The following is a 16,147-nucleotide window of genomic DNA, read 5'->3' on the forward strand; positions in this document are numbered from 1 at the left end:
TGATTCGGTGTCTGTGTGAGCGATAGTGCGGCTTATGTCAGAATTGCCATAAATAGGCAATTAAATTCCTAAATAAGGCAAATAAATACCGATTTAAGGCAAATTAGGGGGTGTGGCGGTTGCATACTCCCTGAATTAAAAGAAAAGGATGGATATACCGATTGCACTTTTGCGGGCTGCAAGACTCGCACTCGACTTAAGTCGAGAAGAACTCGCTGGAGAAGCGGGTGTAAGCGTGCGTACCATCGGAAGCTTTGAGAGAAATGCAGGCGTCAAAATTGAAACCCAACGCAAAATTCAAGCAGCGCTTGAGCGAAGGGGTGTAACCTTTATCTATAGAGATAAATCCAAGGGTTTCGGTTTAATAATGCCGAAAAGCTGGCCTTCATAAACTTTAATTTAAATTAATTTAGCTTTTTCATAAGAAATCGTCGCCCTTAACTTTTATGGGCCGCCAAACATAATGCTCGTGAGTACGTTCAAAATCTGGCCATTCCAATGTCGAAGTACAATTGGAGGAGTCGCAGTTCGTGCATTTAAACTTGAGGGTATAGGGGTTCCTTCCATGGCCAAAGATTGATGCGAGATCGCTGGCCAGAAACCGGGCACTCCGTTTGCATGTGCGGCACTCGGCCATTACGAACAATCGATGCCGTGTAGCCTGTCCAAGTGTTTTGATCGTACTGGTCATCAACTGTGTATAGAACAGATCGGGAACATCTGCCATTGCATTCGCGCATTTCACATTGATTAAGGCAGTATCCACAGCCTCTGCCCAGACCGCACGTCGTGGAGCGGGCAGAGGCATCCGATAATTTCCTCTTCAATAACCGTACTTAGAAACCACAGTTTCCATCGTTATTGATGGAGTACATACCAAGCCAGCCCAGCTAACGAACTGAGCAAGAGCAACGGGATCATTTTCATCCGAAGCACGAATGCCGCGATGAGGCTGGCGACTGTCAATACGAGAGCTGGCACATTCAACGTATCCCAAACCGGACTCCATACGCCGATCCAGTCATACTGGTGCTTCACGACCTCCTGAAACAGCACATGCATGGCGAACCAGATAGCAAGGTTCATTATTACGCCGACGACAGATGCGGTTATCGCCGTGAGCGCCGCCGAAATTGCCTTGTTCCCGCGTAATGTTTCGATGAATGGGGCACCGAGGAATATCCAGAGAAAGCAGGGCAGAAACGTCACCCATGTGGTCAGAACAGCCGCCAATGTTGCCGCCATGTATGGATGCAGGTCGCCTGGAGAACGATAAGCGCCGAGAAATCCGACGAACTGAACGACCTGGATCAACGGTCCTGGCGTCGTTTCCGCCATGCCGAGACCATCGAGCATCTCGCCTGCTGTGACCCAGCCAAAACGTTGGACGGCTTCCTGAGCTACGTAAGAGAGAACAGCATAGGCTCCTCCGAACGTAACCATCGCCATTTTGCTGAAGAAAATTGCGATCTGGGAAAAGACATTTTGCGGGCCAAGTCCGACATATAAGGCGAGCACCGGGCCGAGCCACAAAGACAAAAGCACCAGAGAAATGCTGATCGACCATCGCAGATTGGGTGTCGCGTGGTCCGGAGTGTTTTCTCCGATGACAGAATCCTTGTCTGCAAGAGCGTTGGCAGCACGCTTATGACCACCGCCTATTTGAAAGCTCGTCGATCCAAAATGTGCCGCGATCAAGCCGATTGTTCCCGCCATAGCTACGATCAACGGGAAAGGAAAACTGAATAGAAATATCGCCAGAAACGCAGAGACCGCGATAGCAATCAACGCATTATTTCTGAGGGCCCTTTGTCCTATACGCAGGACAGCCTGGATCACGACTGTCAGCACGGCTGCTTTCAATCCAAAAAGGAAACCTGCAATCGCTGTCACATGGCCGAACGCCACATAGGTCAGGCTCAAAATCAGGATGGACAGGAAGCCTGGCAGGACAAAGAGAATTCCAGCGACCAGACCACCTCTGGTTTTATGAAGAAGCCAGCCAATATAGATGGCAAGCTGATGCGCTTCCGGACCTGGCAAAAGCATGCAGTAGTTGAGGGCATGCAGAAATCGGTCTTCCCCGATCCATCGCTTTTCCTCGACGATAATTCGGTGCATCACCGCGATCTGACCTGCAGGCCCTCCGAAGCTCAGTGCCGCTACTCGCGCCCATACACGCAATGCTTCTCCGAACGGAATTCCATGATCAGGAGCAGATGTTGGCGTTTGGATACGGGATTGATTCACAGACACGTTCATTATTGACCTCCTGGCTTGCCAGAGGGCCAATTGTGGGTTTCGTCAACAGCATCACGCGCCCATCGATAAAATGCGTCATAGAGCAACAATCCTGCGTTCAATTGTTCCAGATCATCCTTGAACATTCGAGACAGACCAAGAGAGGCCGCAAGCAGACCTGAACACTGGGGAGCCAGATCAAGCCGCGCTGTGTCTGCACCTCGTACAATGGTTGCCAGTCTGTGCAGCGAAGGTGTTTTCAGCTCGAATTCTTCGATCATGACGTCGAAAGTGCACAAATCCCGGCGATGGCTCCAGAAAATCCCTTCAACATCAAAAGGGGTCGCGTCAAACTTGTCTGCTACCTCAAGAACTTCCTGCGCACTAACAAACAGGAATACCGCGTCGGGATCGATGAAGCGCTTTATCAGCCATGGACAGGCAATACGGTCAATCTTTGGGCGTGCGCGTGTTACCCATACGGTTCTGTTCTGATGATCGCGGTTTGGCAACCGTTCAAGGTTGACCACAGAAGCATTTGACGCGATCCAGGCCTCATAGCCGCCTTCGAGCGTCTCTGCTTCGATTGCCTTGTGTCTGAGCCAGGAAGCCGCTCCCTGACAGAGCTTTTGGCCTTTCTGACAATATATGATGACCTGTTTGCCATGGAACTCATCAGCCCAGGTTTCGACCGCAAGAGCGTCTCGATTGACTGCGCCTGGAATGACACGTGGGTCTCTCCCCAGATCGTCGGCGCTGCGAACGTCGATTATCCTCGGTGCGTCAGGCATTCCGATCAGGCGAATTAATTGAGATGTGGTGATTTCTGTGTTCGACGGCATAGACGTCCACTCCCTCAAAAGGGTCAGAGGACGCGATATTTGGGCTGCCGCCTCACGGGGTAACCGCGATCAACCCCTTAGATGAAATTTTAGCACCAATCCAGATCGACTGGCAATAGGCTCGCAGATGCAGAAATTGCAACGTTCTCAACTGGAAACTTCCCTAATGGCGACAGCAATCAATATTAAACCGACCAGCACTTCGATGGCACGTGACAACCGCTCCAGCAGATGGGATCTGTTCTCCACGAGATGGGCGACGCCTTGCCTGAATAGCACCGTCATCAAGGCGAGTAATGATAGCACGACGCAAATTCCGATCATCATGGCGAACGCGAAAGCTATTCCGGCCTCGGGAACGCCACGCGTAATCGAATAGGTCATTATGAAGAGCGTCAGGGGACAGGGGATCAGGCCTGCGAAAAATCCAAATGCCAATCCTTCACCCTGATCATGCTTATGAAGACGTCCTCTCAACGCGCGGAATATCATCCACGCGCCAATCAGGCCCATCAGGCTTCGGCTTATCCCTTCCAGAAGTGGTGCGCGTCCCACGCTCCCCAGCGTGACCGAAATGAGCGGCAATGACAAAAGCGCAATTACGACAGAAAGGCCCACATGCGTAACCGACAATGCGGCAGAAACTGCCAGAGCCCTCAAGGCGCTCAACGGAGACGCGGTCAGATAAGTGGCCAAAAGAGTTTTGCTGTGACCAGGCGTCAGCGCATGTGCCGCGCCAAACAAGATGCCCATGGGCAGATAAGCCAGGAACGATGCCCAGTCTCGCGCATCGGCAAAAGACTGAATATGCCTTGCGAACGCATAATAAATCTCACGTTGAAAACTGATCAGATCCTGGAACAGGCCCATCATATCAGCTTCAAGGTCGCCACGCTTAGCGCGACATACCGACCAACTTTTCCTATTGCCACCAGAATTATGAAAGAAGGCAGAGGCTCACGCATTATGCCTGCAACTACAGTCAGAGGATCGCCAACAACCGGGAGCCAGCTGAAGAGCAATGACCATTTCCCGGATCGGCCGTACCAGCTCTGCGCCCGAGCCAGCGAATTCTCACTCGCTGGAAACCAGGGACGATCCTTGTAATGCTCGATGCCTCGACCGAGCGTCCAGTTAATGAGCGCGCCGATCACATTTCCCAGACTTGCAACTGTCACAAGGAGAACAGGCGACAATTTTTCGCTGGTGAGCAGTCCAACCAAAACAGCTTCAGATTGCATCGGCAAGATCGTGGCGGCAATAAGCGCACTGAAGAAAAGTCCAGTATACGATAGCAAATCTGTCATTCGACTGCGTCATCTCTCATCGGTGAGCCTGGCCATTGAGGGTGATGACTATCAATCACATAAACATGCGAGTGTTTATGGCCCTGACCCACTGGTGTTGCATCGGCGAGATGAGGATGATCATCATCTAGGCCGGTGTGGGTATGCTCCACCTCGTCAGGATCGGAGGCTGGCCAGACATAGGCCGCGATTGCCAGCGCAAATGCGGCGACAATTGCCAGGATCGCAAATGTTATCGGCATACCAGCTTTCGCACCAAACCAACCGGCGACGGGATAGGTGATAAGCCAGCAAGCATGTGAAAGAGCAAATTGCGCTGCAAATATCGCTGGACGATCTTCAGGTTGAGCAGATCGGCGCAACAATCGTCCGGATGGCGTCTGGGTTAGCGAATAGCCTAGCCCGAGGATAAACCAGAGTGGCAACAGATACCAATAATTGGAAACGAGCGTTCCGACGAACAGTCCTGCTATGAGAATTGTCGCGCCTGCAAACATTGCTCGGCGATCAGCAACATCATCGAGCAGTCGAGGAAGAATGAAGGCTGCGATCATCGAGCCTGCTCCAAAGGCGGCGAGAGCGACCGCCATAGATCGCTGATCAAGCCCAAAGATGCCCTGCACGATAACAACCGTATTGACGATCACCATGGCACTTGCTGCGGCAACCGCCAGATTGAGCGCTAACAGACCTCTTAGGCGTGGAGTGGCGAGATAAATTCGCATCCCCCGCGTGGTACGGTCATAAATGCCGCGTTTTTCTGTTGGCTTGGGACTCGGAAGAACAACAGAGACAACCAGGGCGGCTGACGCAAGAAATCCGACGACAGTCCCTGCAAACAGGCTGTGAAAGCTAATGACTGTCAATAGAGCGGCGGCCAGCATTGGGCTGGCGACACTTTCCATATCATAGGCCAGTCGCGACAATGACAAGGCCCGTGTGTATTCCTTTTCGTCAGGCAAAACGTCAGGAATGGTCGCCTGAAAGGTTGGTGTAAAGCCTGCTGATGCCGATTGAAGCACGAAAATCAGGACGTAGACCTGCCAGATTTCAGTGACGAACGGTAATAATAACGCAACGGCCGCGCGAACCAGATCGAGACAAACGAGCATTGTCCTTCGTGGCAAGCGGTCGGCAAAAGCAGCCGCGATTGGTGCGACACCGACATAGGCAACCATTTTGATAGCCAATGCAGTACCCAGCACCGCACCTGCTTCGTTGCCAGCCAGATCAAATGCGAGAAGGCCCAAGGCAACAGTTGCAAGCCCGGTGCCAATCAGGGCTATGACCTGGGCGAGAAACAAGTGTCGATAGGTGCGATTTCCCAGAATTCTAAGCATGATGTGTTCCGAGACCTAGACGGGCGGTGTGATTGCTGATTGTTGAGCCAATCCAACCCAACCGTGATAACCGACGTACAAACCGACAGCGATGATCAGCAGGCTTGAGAAGTAAGGAGCTTTCCGCGCAACCGTCGAGAACCAGCTCCAGCGCTTGGTAGCGTGGCGGACACTGAGTGCGGCAACGGCACCCACTGTTACAAGTGTGATTGCTAGCCCGATGGAGAAGCAGAGTACGAGCGTGAATCCGAGGGTGAATTCCTTGAGCTGAAGGCAAAGCAACAGGATCGTGATTGCGGCTGGGCAGGGAATGAGGCCACCTGTCAGGCCGAACAGGACAATCTGCCACGTTGTCACGTTCCGGTCTGCGAATTTTCGCCTGATATCGTTCGCATGGGCCAATTCGTGGGCGTCCTGATAATCACCGCTAGTCACATCAAGGCCGCGCAGTTCTTCATGCATATGGTCATGGTCATGATCATGATCATGATCTTCGAAAAATGACAGATCGTACGCGTGCGTATGCTGATCATGCGTCAGTTCCAGCCGGACCATGAACTCGTGCGGTTCAGGAATCTCGTCCGAAGATTCGATGTAATGATCCCTGTCGACAAAAAAGAATGTCTGACGCGTTCCGTCAGGGCGTTCGGTTTCAAGCGTCACCTCGTCGGCAACCCATTTATGACCTCGAACGGATCCTATGCGCCAGCGAGGCGGGACGCCTTCTTCGAAGATCTCCACGCTGATGAGACCGTGGCCCGTATCTATTTCTCGCGTTTCGCTGTGGCCGTGATTGTGATGGTCATGATCGTGCCCGGACGCCTGTCTGGCTCTTTTCTGGTCAGTCCAGGTTCGCCAGAACATCCAGAGCGCGATAAAAATGATGATAGCCGCCGAGGCGAGTTGGAAATAGGGTTCGAACGTTTCTGCATCGACACCTTGCCAGATGTACATACCGCTAAGTGCGATACCCCACACGACAACGGTGTGTGAAGCGGTTGCGGCCAGGCCAAGAAGAACGGCCTGCAGAACGGTACCGCGCACCGCCACGATAAAAGCGGCCATCATCGTTTTGGAATGGCCGGGCTCAAGACCGTGCAATGCACCCAGGAGGATAGCGCTGGGAATGAAGAGCCATGCATGGCCGGAGCCTTGCTGTAACAGTTCTGCGAAGGAAGGCATGAATTTGGCTCACAAATAGCGTGTGATTTCTTTGAATTCATCGATGGATTTGCGTTGGTCCTTTTCGAGTGGCCCAACGACGTCTTCCAGACAATGATCCAGATGGTCCTGAATGAGTGTCCGCTTTGCCTGACTGATTGCTTTCTCGACAGCATGCAACTGCTGGGCAAGGTCAAGACAGGGGCGACCAGCTTCGATCATCTCAATGACACTTTTCAGATGACCGTTGGCGCGCTTCAGGCGCTTTATGATCTCAGGATGGGTTTCGTGGCTGTGGGTATGTTCGCTCATGGAATCGATCCTATCCCCCAGGAGGGGATATAACAATCAGAATCTGGCCGCCAGATAATGGACGATTAACGAATTGGTGACTATGAAGGGGACATGTTGATCGGATTGACGAGACATGTCTGTTCTATTGCAGCTGCTATCGCGGTTGTGATTGCGCTCGTCTTTTCGACTGTAAGCATGGGATCAGCGGTAGATTCGACACGATCCATTGAGCTCGCGACGGAATCCCCTCGCCATCACGATATGCACTCGGAAGCCTTTTCGAACGAACATCTGCATGATGATGTTTCTTCATCCGAGGGACACGTTGGTCACAGTCACGGACATAGTCCTGATCATTCCCATGAAGTTCCTGCATTTCTAGAGCGCCCAATGATCGGCTTTATTGATGGCGGCCAGCGATGGCTCCTGTCATTGGCTGATCGTGGCATCATAGACAATCGCCCGATTTTGGAGCGTCCGCCCAGATCCATCTGAATCGCTTGAAGCGCCGCTCGGGCGGCAATTTCACGATTATTGGACTCTGGAGTTCACAATGCACCATTCGGAAACCCGAAATGGGTTCTTTGCCACGTTTTGGCAAAGACCATGGCTTCTGCCATTTTTAACGACCCTGCTGCTTTGCGCAGGCGTAGTCAGTTCTTTCGCACACGCTGTGGCAGAAGGTGACAAGGGCTATATTCAGGAAATAAGCGGCGTCAACATCCTGCCGTTTATCTATCTCGGTGCCAAGCACATGGTGACTGGCTACGATCATATCCTGTTCCTGTTCGGCGTCATTTTCTTCCTGTACCGACTGAAGCATATCGGTATTTATGTAAGTCTCTTTGCCATTGGTCATTCGACCACGATGTTGCTCGGCGTATACTTTAACATTGGAATCAACAGCTACATTATCGACGCCATCATCGGATTGTCCGTGGTTTATAAAGCGCTCGATAATATGGGTGCTTTTCAGCGTTGGCTCGGGTTTCAGCCGAATACCAAGGTTGCCACCCTTATTTTCGGTTTCTTCCACGGCTTCGGCCTCTCAACCAAGATCATCGAGTACAATATCTCTCCTGACGGCCTCGTTCCGAACTTGCTCGCCTTCAATGTCGGGGTGGAAATCGGACAATTGCTGGCTCTCAGCATGATCCTCATCGTGATGGGATATTGGCGCGGCACGCGTAGCTTCTGGAAATACGCCTATACCGCAAATGTAATGATGATGTGCGCCGGATTCGTGCTGATCGGATATCAGCTGGCCGGACTGTTCGTAGCTGCCTGAGGAGCTTTCAATGTATAATACTGATCTTCCAAACCGGGCTGACCTACCGACATCGGCCCAACTAAAGCGCTCAACATTTCTTGCTGGACTGAGCGCAATCGCTATCCTGGTCACGGTGGTATTGCCTTCCGAGTACGCGATTGATCCGCTTGGCGTGGGACGCGTCCTGGGGTTGACGGAAATGGGTGAAATTAAGACCCAGCTGGCGAAAGAAGCAGCTGACGATGCTGCCGCCGCCCAGTCTGATGGCGAAACTGCTGAAGCCGCCAATGGCGAGATTAAGGTTATATCTCAACGCCTGGATCGCATCGAAATGATGATCGCCGCCTCGATGGACGGAACGCCCGCTGCTGAACCACAGCGCACATCCTCGCTGCCTGAACAAGCAAAGCCAGCGGCGACTGATCCGGCACCGACCAGAGAGAGGTTTGGCAACGTCGATTCAGCAGAAACAACTGCCGCAGTTCCTTCCGTGCCGCCTGTCCGAACGGACGAGGTATCCTTCACATTGTCACCGGGGAAAGGGATTGAAGTAAAGCTTGTCATGGAGGAAGGCGACAAAGTCGATTTTGCCTGGACGGCAAATGGCGCAGTCGTGAACTTCGATACACATGGCGACGGAAACGGAAATAAGGTCTCCTATGAAAAAGGCAGAGGTGTCGGAGAAGATTCCGGTGTTCTCGAAGCCGCTTTCACTGGCAATCACGGCTGGTTCTGGCGCAACAGGACAGACAATGACGTAACCGTGACGTTAAAGACGAACGGGGAATATTCAGATCTGAAGCAAGTGATGTGATCAACAGCGTCAAACGCTTCTTGTGTATGTCTGAAGCCATTGATGATCTTCGACAGGCATGCTGATCATTCCGAGCCGGGATTGTTGATCCGATGGCCTCATCAAGAGGGTTTCGACCCACTGATGAGGCCGTTTTCCCAGGATTAGCGTGTCCTCGCCAGCATTGCATTTTCTGAAGATACGGGTGTGAGCGCGTTAATTTTCTCCAGAAGAATGTGGTTCTGTTCATTGCTTCGAATGCTAATGCCCACGTTGGCAGCTTTGATCTCCGATTTAATCAAAAAATAGTTTTGAAGAAGCCTCTCGAATTGTCCCTGCAGCCGATCCAAATCGAGTGTTTCGATACGCTGGCAGAATGGTATCTGATTGAATTCCGCCATCAGATAATCGTTCTTGTCATTGTAGCCTATTGAGATAAGGGGCTTTCCCATTTTCAAAGCGCAGACAATATTATGGTAACGCGACGCGACAACCATGTCGGTTTGCTCAATCTGCTGCATCAGTTGATGCAGATCAGTTGTCTCTTCGAAAATGACCGCGCCTTTATCGGTGTCATCCTTACTCATCGAGCCACGGACTTTCTGGGCCATTTCTGAGACGGCTACTTGATCGCCAATATCACCAGTCAGAAGACGCACTCGAAATCCCCGATCAATCAGATAAATGATGAACCGAGACAGCTTTTCTTGATAAGTTTTATAGATTAGCTCTGCGTTTGGGTCGTTTTTTGTCCAGCCTCGATAGTTCATTACGCCTACGCCTACCGTCTTATGCGCTGTGCTGTCGATCTGATGCATCGGTGGACGCGGCAAGTTAAATGCAATGTCCGGAAAGACAAAATCGCCCTTTACTTCAACGCCGATTGATCCGAGAAAATTCTTCGTAAATTCATCGCGATAGCTTCGATAGGAAGCCCCTTTCAACGCTGATCTGGCAAACCGTCGGCTGAAAGGATGATGTAGCGGGCCAGCACCGATGCTTACGAATGCGATTTTAACGCGAAGTAGCCGTGCAATGAGGCACCATCGGAAGACCACGAATGGCCACCCAAAGGCTGTATCCTGAAAGTCATCAAGTATTCCCGTTCCTGGAACGACGAGCCATCGTACGCCTTTCAACGTTCTCATCATTTGGAAAACACTCAAAACGTTCCGGGGGACGTCCCCGAGTAGTTTGCTGAGTTTACAAAGGAGTGAATTTTGCAGGACCAAGCGCCCGTGCCAACTCGCTTCGATGCCGTAGCGATCAGCAACGGCACGGGGATTGGCGCATATCGAATGTAATTCTACGTCAGGGATTCGAGACTGCAAAATGTCAATCATTGCTTCCAGCGAACCGTCGTTGCCGGAATTGCCGGATCCGAATTGGCCTAAAAGTGCAATCTTCATGGTTGCACTCCTATGGCGTGAAAATTCTGTCGTGGAACTTGTTCGAAGGAGGATCTGTCTGAAAAACGGACAAAAGTCGGCGGATGAGCAGCGCATACCAATGCAAGATGCCCGATCAATAGAGATAGTCGGAACATGGGAGTGCCTTTGAAAGTGTCTTTTGAACTGGTTCAAACTGACAACAGTCTAGGCTCGCGGAGGACGTTTTAGCCTAAATATGGTTTTCGACAACGTTACGGTCGGCTCGGCGCTATTGACCGCGTGGCAAGGAGGATCAGACCTGAAACTAATCAATCTTGCCTGTGAGGGAACCTCATGTGAAAGATAGGCAGAATGTTTGCTGGAAGGGAGATCTGTGCAATCTGCATGGCAGTGTTGGTGAGTATTATCAGGCTCAGGCGCTATAGTTTCATAGCTCGACTTAATATCAACGTACATAGCAGATGCATACGATGGCTGAAGCAAGGCAATAGCCAAGGCAAGCGCAGTGAAGATTGCACCTTTCAGAAACTGGTTGATGAGTTGAAAACCCATTCCTGTTCACCGACTTCCTGATATCGACGTGTCTAGAATAGGATTAGCTGGCAACTGCGTCGAGACGCGAACGGTTGTAATTACCTTATCCTTAAGGTGTACCGTCGTTATAAACTAGTTTATTTGAATTGTTTTATGACGCTGCAGAGTGAGTAAACTGATTGTGTTGAGCAATTTTGTTTTATTGAGTTTCAAAAAGAAAATATTGATTGAATGACGCAAATACTCAGTAAACGAGATAATTGCGTCATTCATTTTGCTTATCAATGGCAGTGATAGCCACCCGTTTTATGATTAGTGTGGCATCCGTTGGCGTCTGTTCCGCCGCTATGTGCCAAGGCCACTCCGGCCGAAAAAACAAACAGTATCACCCCAAGCATCAGTTTACGCATAAAATCCCCCTTCGCGTTCAAGTTGCGTTTTCTAACTTACAACAAGGGAACTAGTCGTCAATGTGATTTCACACGGCAGACTATATATCTTTGTCTGCTCTCAAGCGGAGCTATCCCCAATATTGCTGATAATCTGGGCCCTTCGATTCTGGCTGCTGAGCCTTTTCGGGATGAGTTATAATCACTGGTAACGGTGCAGGAAGATCGGGCCCGACAATGATTGCCTCACCTTGCGCCAACGATGGAATGAACGCTGCCGCATCACGATCTAGATCGCCGCATGCTCTTTCAATTGTCTCCCGGTCGCGATCATTGGTTAGGCGGTGTACAAAAAGAGTTCCCAACTGGCTTAGAACGTCGGTCGGGACGTCTCTCGGTCGCTGTGTGGCAATAGCAGCCGTTAGACCAAATTTTCTGCCTTCTTTTGCAATCAATCCAAAAGCATCCAGTGAGATACGGTTGGTATCATCACCTATAGAGCGTCCCACGAATTGATGAGCTTCATCCAGGAAGCAAATGAGCGGGCATTCTTTGAATGCTTCTTCTCGTGCTAAATTCAGCAGGTATCGACCGATTGTATTCAGTAATATCTCGCGCGTATTATATTTAAAACTGACGCGTTCAAACGACAGTAAAAGCGCATTCTGTTTTGGGTCATCGATAAACCTTTTGATGATTTCACATACATCTTCGCCGTCTTCAGAAAATAAGCACCTCATTTCTGAAGAGGAAAGATAGTTTTCTATTCTGACGATCAACGAATTACAGAATCCTAGCGCGGCATCATCTACCTTGCCATAAAATCCATTAACATTGGCGTCGTAAGAACTATGCTTAACACATTCGTCCCGAATTTGGGCAGAGAGTAGGTGAATATCGAAGTCGCAGAATTGCGAGTCCAGATCGGAAGAATGATTGATCAGAGCCTTACTAATGGAACTCCGACTTCGCCCAACTTTTATGATCGTTCCACTTTCCCTGATCTCAATGAAGTGGTTTTTATCTTCCAAATATATTGTGTTACCATTTGCTTGTTTCTTAGCGCCAAATTTTTGCGGATCACTTCGTAATAGTGCTGATAATCTGAGGTTTTTAATTGCGCTTCGTAAATTGGGACCTTGCATCTGAGTGGAAGGCGTCAGAAGGCCGTACAGGTCGGTTTCCGACAGATACTTGTAAGGAAACCTTACAAGCGGGTGCTGCGCATCGCCTGTCGAGAAACGGTACTCCTTCGCCCCAGCTATTCTACCTTCGAACTCCCCAGTCGGGTCGAACAATATACATTTGCCTTTGAGACGAACCACTTCGTTAGCAAGTCGCGATAGCGTCCAGCTTTTCCCGCCACCCGTTGCACCAAATATGCCGCAATGTCTGCCAAAGAGTTTTTCTGGCGGGATCTTAATATAAGCGTCATTCAGTCCAGAAAGGCGTCCCAGCTCGATGAGGCTTTGAGCACCTTTTTCCGTTGCTGTTTCGCCAGAAAGAGCAGATTGGATCGCCGCTGCGAGTGCGTGTCCTTCCGCTAAATAGACGCTGTCTCCAATCCTAGGCTGGGTGTTGATACCGCGAGAAACCTCTTTCGTCGTTTTATCAATTGTGGCCAATAATTGAGCTCGGCCTTGAGGATCGGTGACGATTTCCTGCTCCAGTTGACGCTCCAACGCTGAACGTTGTCTCTCAGGAACAACGACATCCGTCAGACGACCAAGAACTATTGCTGCATCGCAATCAATAAAAAGAAAGTCACCTGTAGTACCTCTAGCGAGCCCCCGTTGTCCGGAAATGGCTAGACCTAGCGGAACCGTCAGCTCAACAGACGAGGCTCCCACTCGGGTTACGGTACCCACACGTTTATCGGGATCGATCAAGGCATAATTATTTGTCGCAATCATTATACGCCACCCAGATCTTCCAAACGCATTAAAAGCCTCTGGCGGTCGGTTTCGCCGGACACAGAAGGAATCGCGTCAACCAGATCTTCAAAGCGCCCGTTAAGGACCGTTAGTCTGTTGTCCCCTTGCTGGATCAAGCGCATCAGTTTCAATTGATATTTATTGGGTAGAAATTCCTCTGCTTTCAAAGCGTGATCAGGTTGGATAGCATCTAGCTTCTGTTCTTCAATAAAGCCTGGATCAACAAGTACTAGTTTTAAGGAAAGGTTGGATTCTACGGCAGACCAGATAGGTGAGCTTATATGATCGTCTGCGAACCCAAAGCCTGCAACGAAAATAGTGGTATCTGGTTCTCTTAACGCAGATTGAAACGCGGCAAACATATCTAAATAAGGCGTCTCGAACGCCTCCTGATACTTTGTAGACCTCGGATAGATCAACACAGGAGTTAGGTCATTTCCTTCGCCTTTGGCTCGCCGAATAACCGCGCCGTCTGATCTTCTTCTCCAGTCAACGGAACCATGCATTTTGTACAAATGAAAGACGCTGTCGATGTAATCGGCCTTTGTGCCAGACGATGATCTTCGTACGATATCTGTTTGAAAATAATCTCTATTGAAACGTTGTTCGGCGCTGTGCGAAAATCCGTCAATAAAAACAATACCTAGTCGCGCTCCAGCTTCTTCCAGACAAAGATCATAGTTGGTGGTAAAGAGCTTCACACGCGGTTTCTCAGCACTTCGCTTCGAAAACTTTCTCAGCAAATTCGAATGAGCGGGCAGGGATGTTTTCTCATCCACGAAACCAACTTCGCTCAGAATAGCGGTTTCGGCCTTCGAAATGAAATCTGTAAGTACCGAGACTTCGGAATCAAGCTGCTCAAATTGTTCGTCAGTGGCCTTAACGCTTAGCAACTCCAGCTTCATTTTACAGAGACTGAGCAGCTTTTCGATATTGCCTGCACTTTTCTCTTCCGGTTTAGGTGGCGACATGCCGAGTAATTCTTCGGCAATGTCGTCGAAGCTTTGACCGTTATTAAGTGTTTCCTTGTCAATTTTATCGCGGACAGCCTTCCAGAGTGTTGCCATGCCGGGGGCTTGCCCCCTGCCGCTCGAATTCACAGCAGAGAACGATGCACCGGACCCTAAGAGAAATATGACATTTGTAGAATTGAAAGCATTGCGAAGCGTCTCTCCGACCTTGTTCTTCGCTCCGGGAATTGTCCGGCTACTTGGATCGTTAGGATCGGCAGGTTGGTCTTCCCAAGCGAGCCATTTGTCTTCGCGCATATAAAGACGCAAATACTCGGCCATACCCGTCTTTTTTTGCCAATACCCGGTCATGCCCCCTCCGATTCGATCACGCAAACTGGACGCCATGTTCCATCATTTATTCAAGCTTAGTAAGAGCTACGATTAGCAATCAATTTAGCCGTGTGTTATGGCCTGGATAAAAGGGTTGCTGTGCTGATGCATGCTTTCAAAGCCCGGCTGCGCCGGGTCCGTTTTCGGCTTGACGCCGAATCGAGACGGCCCTCGGGCCGTCGCTTTGTTTGATTAGAAAGACTGAATCGGCTTTAGCATTGATCCACCGCCGTTCAGTCTTTCTAATTTTAAACGGAATCCGCCTAGCGGCGGATACATACTAGTTTGGAATAGATGCAATGATTCGCTGTTAGTGCGGATCAATGGGCTAGATTGGTGGATGGAAGGCTATTGGAAATGGTACCACGCTATAAAAAAAGTGATGATGTCGGAAAACCGTTCAATATCGCTTCCTATGCGTTGTTGACGATGATGATCGCGCAGGTTGCCGGTCTGAAACCGGGAGAGTTCATCCATACGCTCGGGGATGCGCATATTTACGCCAATCATTTCGATCAGGCGCGCCTGCAGCTTACCCGAATACCAAAGAAATTGCCGACAATGTGGATCAATCCGGATGTGAAGGACCTCTTTGCCTTTCGTTTCGAGGACTTCCAGCTTGAGGGCTACGAGGCCGATCCGACGATCAAAGCGCCGATTGCTGTTTGAGGCATTCCATGTCCGTACAAGAACCGATTGTTTCGATCATTGTTGCTGCCGCCGAAAACGGCGTCATTGGGCGCGACAATGATATGCCGTGGCGGCTTTCAACCGATCTCAAACGCTTCAAGGCCCTGACGCTCGGCAAGCCGGTTATCATGGGGCGGCGGACTTGGGAATCTATTGGGCGCCCCTTGCCGGGACGGCCCAATATTGTCGTGACGAGGGACAACGGATTTCAGGCTGAAGGTGCAAGTGCTATCGGTTCTCTCGAAGAGGCAATTGCGCTCGGACAAAAACTGGCCGCTGACCTGGGTGTCGGAGAGGTTTGCGTCATAGGCGGCGGGAAAATTTATGCGCAGGCTTTGCCTCTCGCGGACCATATTCACCTGACCCGCGTGCTGGCCGAGATCGATGGAGATACGCATTTTCCAGAAATCGACCTCCAAATCTGGCGCGTCGTTTCGCAGGAGGATGTGCCCGCTGGTGACAAGGATAGTCACCCAACGCGCTATTTTGTGTACGAAAAACGTGCTGTGTAAAGCATAGTTCACGAATTTTGTCGTCTTCGCGTTGAAAGCGGACCTCCCGATGCCTATAAAACGGAAACATTAGTTGATGACGGGAGTGGGCAGCTCGCTTTCCCGT

15 protein-coding genes and 1 pseudogene are annotated in these 16,147 nt (G+C 50.4%); 5 read left to right on the forward strand and 11 right to left on the reverse strand.

Annotated elements, in window-relative coordinates; genetic code table 11:
* The first annotated feature begins 148 nt into the window (after positions 1-148).
* A complete protein-coding gene (locus tag FG152_RS18740) occupies positions 149-391 on the forward strand; it encodes a helix-turn-helix domain-containing protein (RefSeq protein ID WP_151617409.1) in 243 nt (80 codons plus the stop codon).
* A 467-nt stretch (positions 392-858) separates the two neighbouring features.
* On the opposite strand, the gene chrA is transcribed toward FG152_RS18740, so the two are convergent.
* From chrA to FG152_RS18775, 7 genes are all read right to left on the reverse strand, one after another.
* Positions 859-2,262, reverse strand: coding sequence for a chromate efflux transporter (chrA, locus tag FG152_RS18745; protein WP_151617448.1), 1,404 nt, complete (start codon positions 2,260-2,262; stop codon positions 859-861).
* Positions 2,262-3,083, reverse strand: a complete 822-nt coding sequence (locus tag FG152_RS18750; protein ID WP_151617408.1) for a chromate resistance protein ChrB domain-containing protein — start codon at positions 3,081-3,083, stop codon at positions 2,262-2,264. The genes chrA and FG152_RS18750 overlap by 1 nt, the downstream gene beginning before the upstream one ends.
* Before the next feature lie 147 nt (positions 3,084-3,230).
* Positions 3,231-3,947 (reverse strand): urease accessory protein UreH domain-containing protein, encoded by a 717-nt coding sequence (locus tag FG152_RS18755; RefSeq protein ID WP_151617447.1) that lies wholly within the window; start codon positions 3,945-3,947, stop codon positions 3,231-3,233.
* Positions 3,948-3,952: 5 nt separating this feature from the next.
* Positions 3,953-4,390 (reverse strand): YqaA family protein, encoded by a 438-nt coding sequence (locus FG152_RS18760; protein WP_151617407.1) that lies wholly within the window; start codon positions 4,388-4,390, stop codon positions 3,953-3,955.
* Entirely contained in the window at positions 4,387-5,730 is a 1,344-nt protein-coding gene (locus tag FG152_RS18765) for an MFS transporter (RefSeq protein WP_151617406.1), read from the reverse strand. Before FG152_RS18765 ends, FG152_RS18760 begins: the two co-directional genes overlap by 4 nt.
* Before the next feature lie 15 nt (positions 5,731-5,745).
* Positions 5,746-6,912, reverse strand: coding sequence for a nickel/cobalt efflux transporter (locus FG152_RS18770; RefSeq protein ID WP_151617405.1), 1,167 nt, complete (start codon positions 6,910-6,912; stop codon positions 5,746-5,748).
* A 9-nt stretch (positions 6,913-6,921) separates the two neighbouring features.
* Positions 6,922-7,203, reverse strand: coding sequence for a metal-sensing transcriptional repressor (locus tag FG152_RS18775; protein WP_151617404.1), 282 nt, complete (start codon positions 7,201-7,203; stop codon positions 6,922-6,924).
* Positions 7,204-7,738: 535 nt separating this feature from the next.
* Here FG152_RS18775 and FG152_RS18780 point away from each other — a divergent pair.
* Together FG152_RS18780 and FG152_RS18785 are read left to right on the forward strand one after the other, a co-directional pair.
* Positions 7,739-8,473 (forward strand): HupE/UreJ family protein, encoded by a 735-nt coding sequence (locus FG152_RS18780; protein ID WP_151617403.1) that lies wholly within the window; start codon positions 7,739-7,741, stop codon positions 8,471-8,473.
* A 10-nt stretch (positions 8,474-8,483) separates the two neighbouring features.
* Entirely contained in the window at positions 8,484-9,269 is a 786-nt protein-coding gene (locus FG152_RS18785; protein ID WP_151617402.1) for a hypothetical protein, read from the forward strand.
* 143 nt (positions 9,270-9,412) lie between these two features.
* Here the strand turns inward: FG152_RS18785 and FG152_RS18790 are convergent, their stop codons facing one another.
* The 4 genes from FG152_RS18790 to FG152_RS18805 form a co-directional block, all read right to left on the reverse strand.
* Entirely contained in the window at positions 9,413-10,657 is a 1,245-nt protein-coding gene (locus tag FG152_RS18790) for a polysaccharide pyruvyl transferase family protein (RefSeq protein ID WP_192798810.1), read from the reverse strand.
* 797 nt (positions 10,658-11,454) lie between these two features.
* A complete protein-coding gene (locus tag FG152_RS18795) occupies positions 11,455-11,583 on the reverse strand; it encodes a YHYH domain-containing protein (protein WP_151617400.1) in 129 nt (42 codons plus the stop codon).
* 110 nt (positions 11,584-11,693) lie between these two features.
* A complete protein-coding gene (locus tag FG152_RS18800; RefSeq protein ID WP_151617399.1) occupies positions 11,694-13,475 on the reverse strand; it encodes an ATP-binding protein in 1,782 nt (593 codons plus the stop codon).
* Positions 13,475-14,818, reverse strand: coding sequence for an SIR2 family protein (locus FG152_RS18805; protein ID WP_151617398.1), 1,344 nt, complete (start codon positions 14,816-14,818; stop codon positions 13,475-13,477). The genes FG152_RS18800 and FG152_RS18805 overlap by 1 nt, the downstream gene beginning before the upstream one ends.
* A 396-nt stretch (positions 14,819-15,214) precedes the next feature.
* Here FG152_RS18805 and thyA point away from each other — a divergent pair.
* Together thyA and FG152_RS18815 are read left to right on the forward strand one after the other, a co-directional pair.
* Positions 15,215-15,508: pseudogene (gene thyA, locus FG152_RS18810) on the forward strand (thymidylate synthase); the annotation flags it as partial.
* Between the two features lie 8 nt (positions 15,509-15,516).
* Positions 15,517-16,041, forward strand: a complete 525-nt coding sequence (locus tag FG152_RS18815; protein ID WP_010659762.1) for a dihydrofolate reductase — start codon at positions 15,517-15,519, stop codon at positions 16,039-16,041.
* The last annotated feature ends 106 nt before the right edge of the window (positions 16,042-16,147 follow it).

The sequence above is a fragment of the Ochrobactrum sp. XJ1 genome, assembly GCF_024701725.1.
GTDB classification, from domain to species: Bacteria; Pseudomonadota; Alphaproteobacteria; order Rhizobiales; family Rhizobiaceae; genus Brucella; species Brucella anthropi.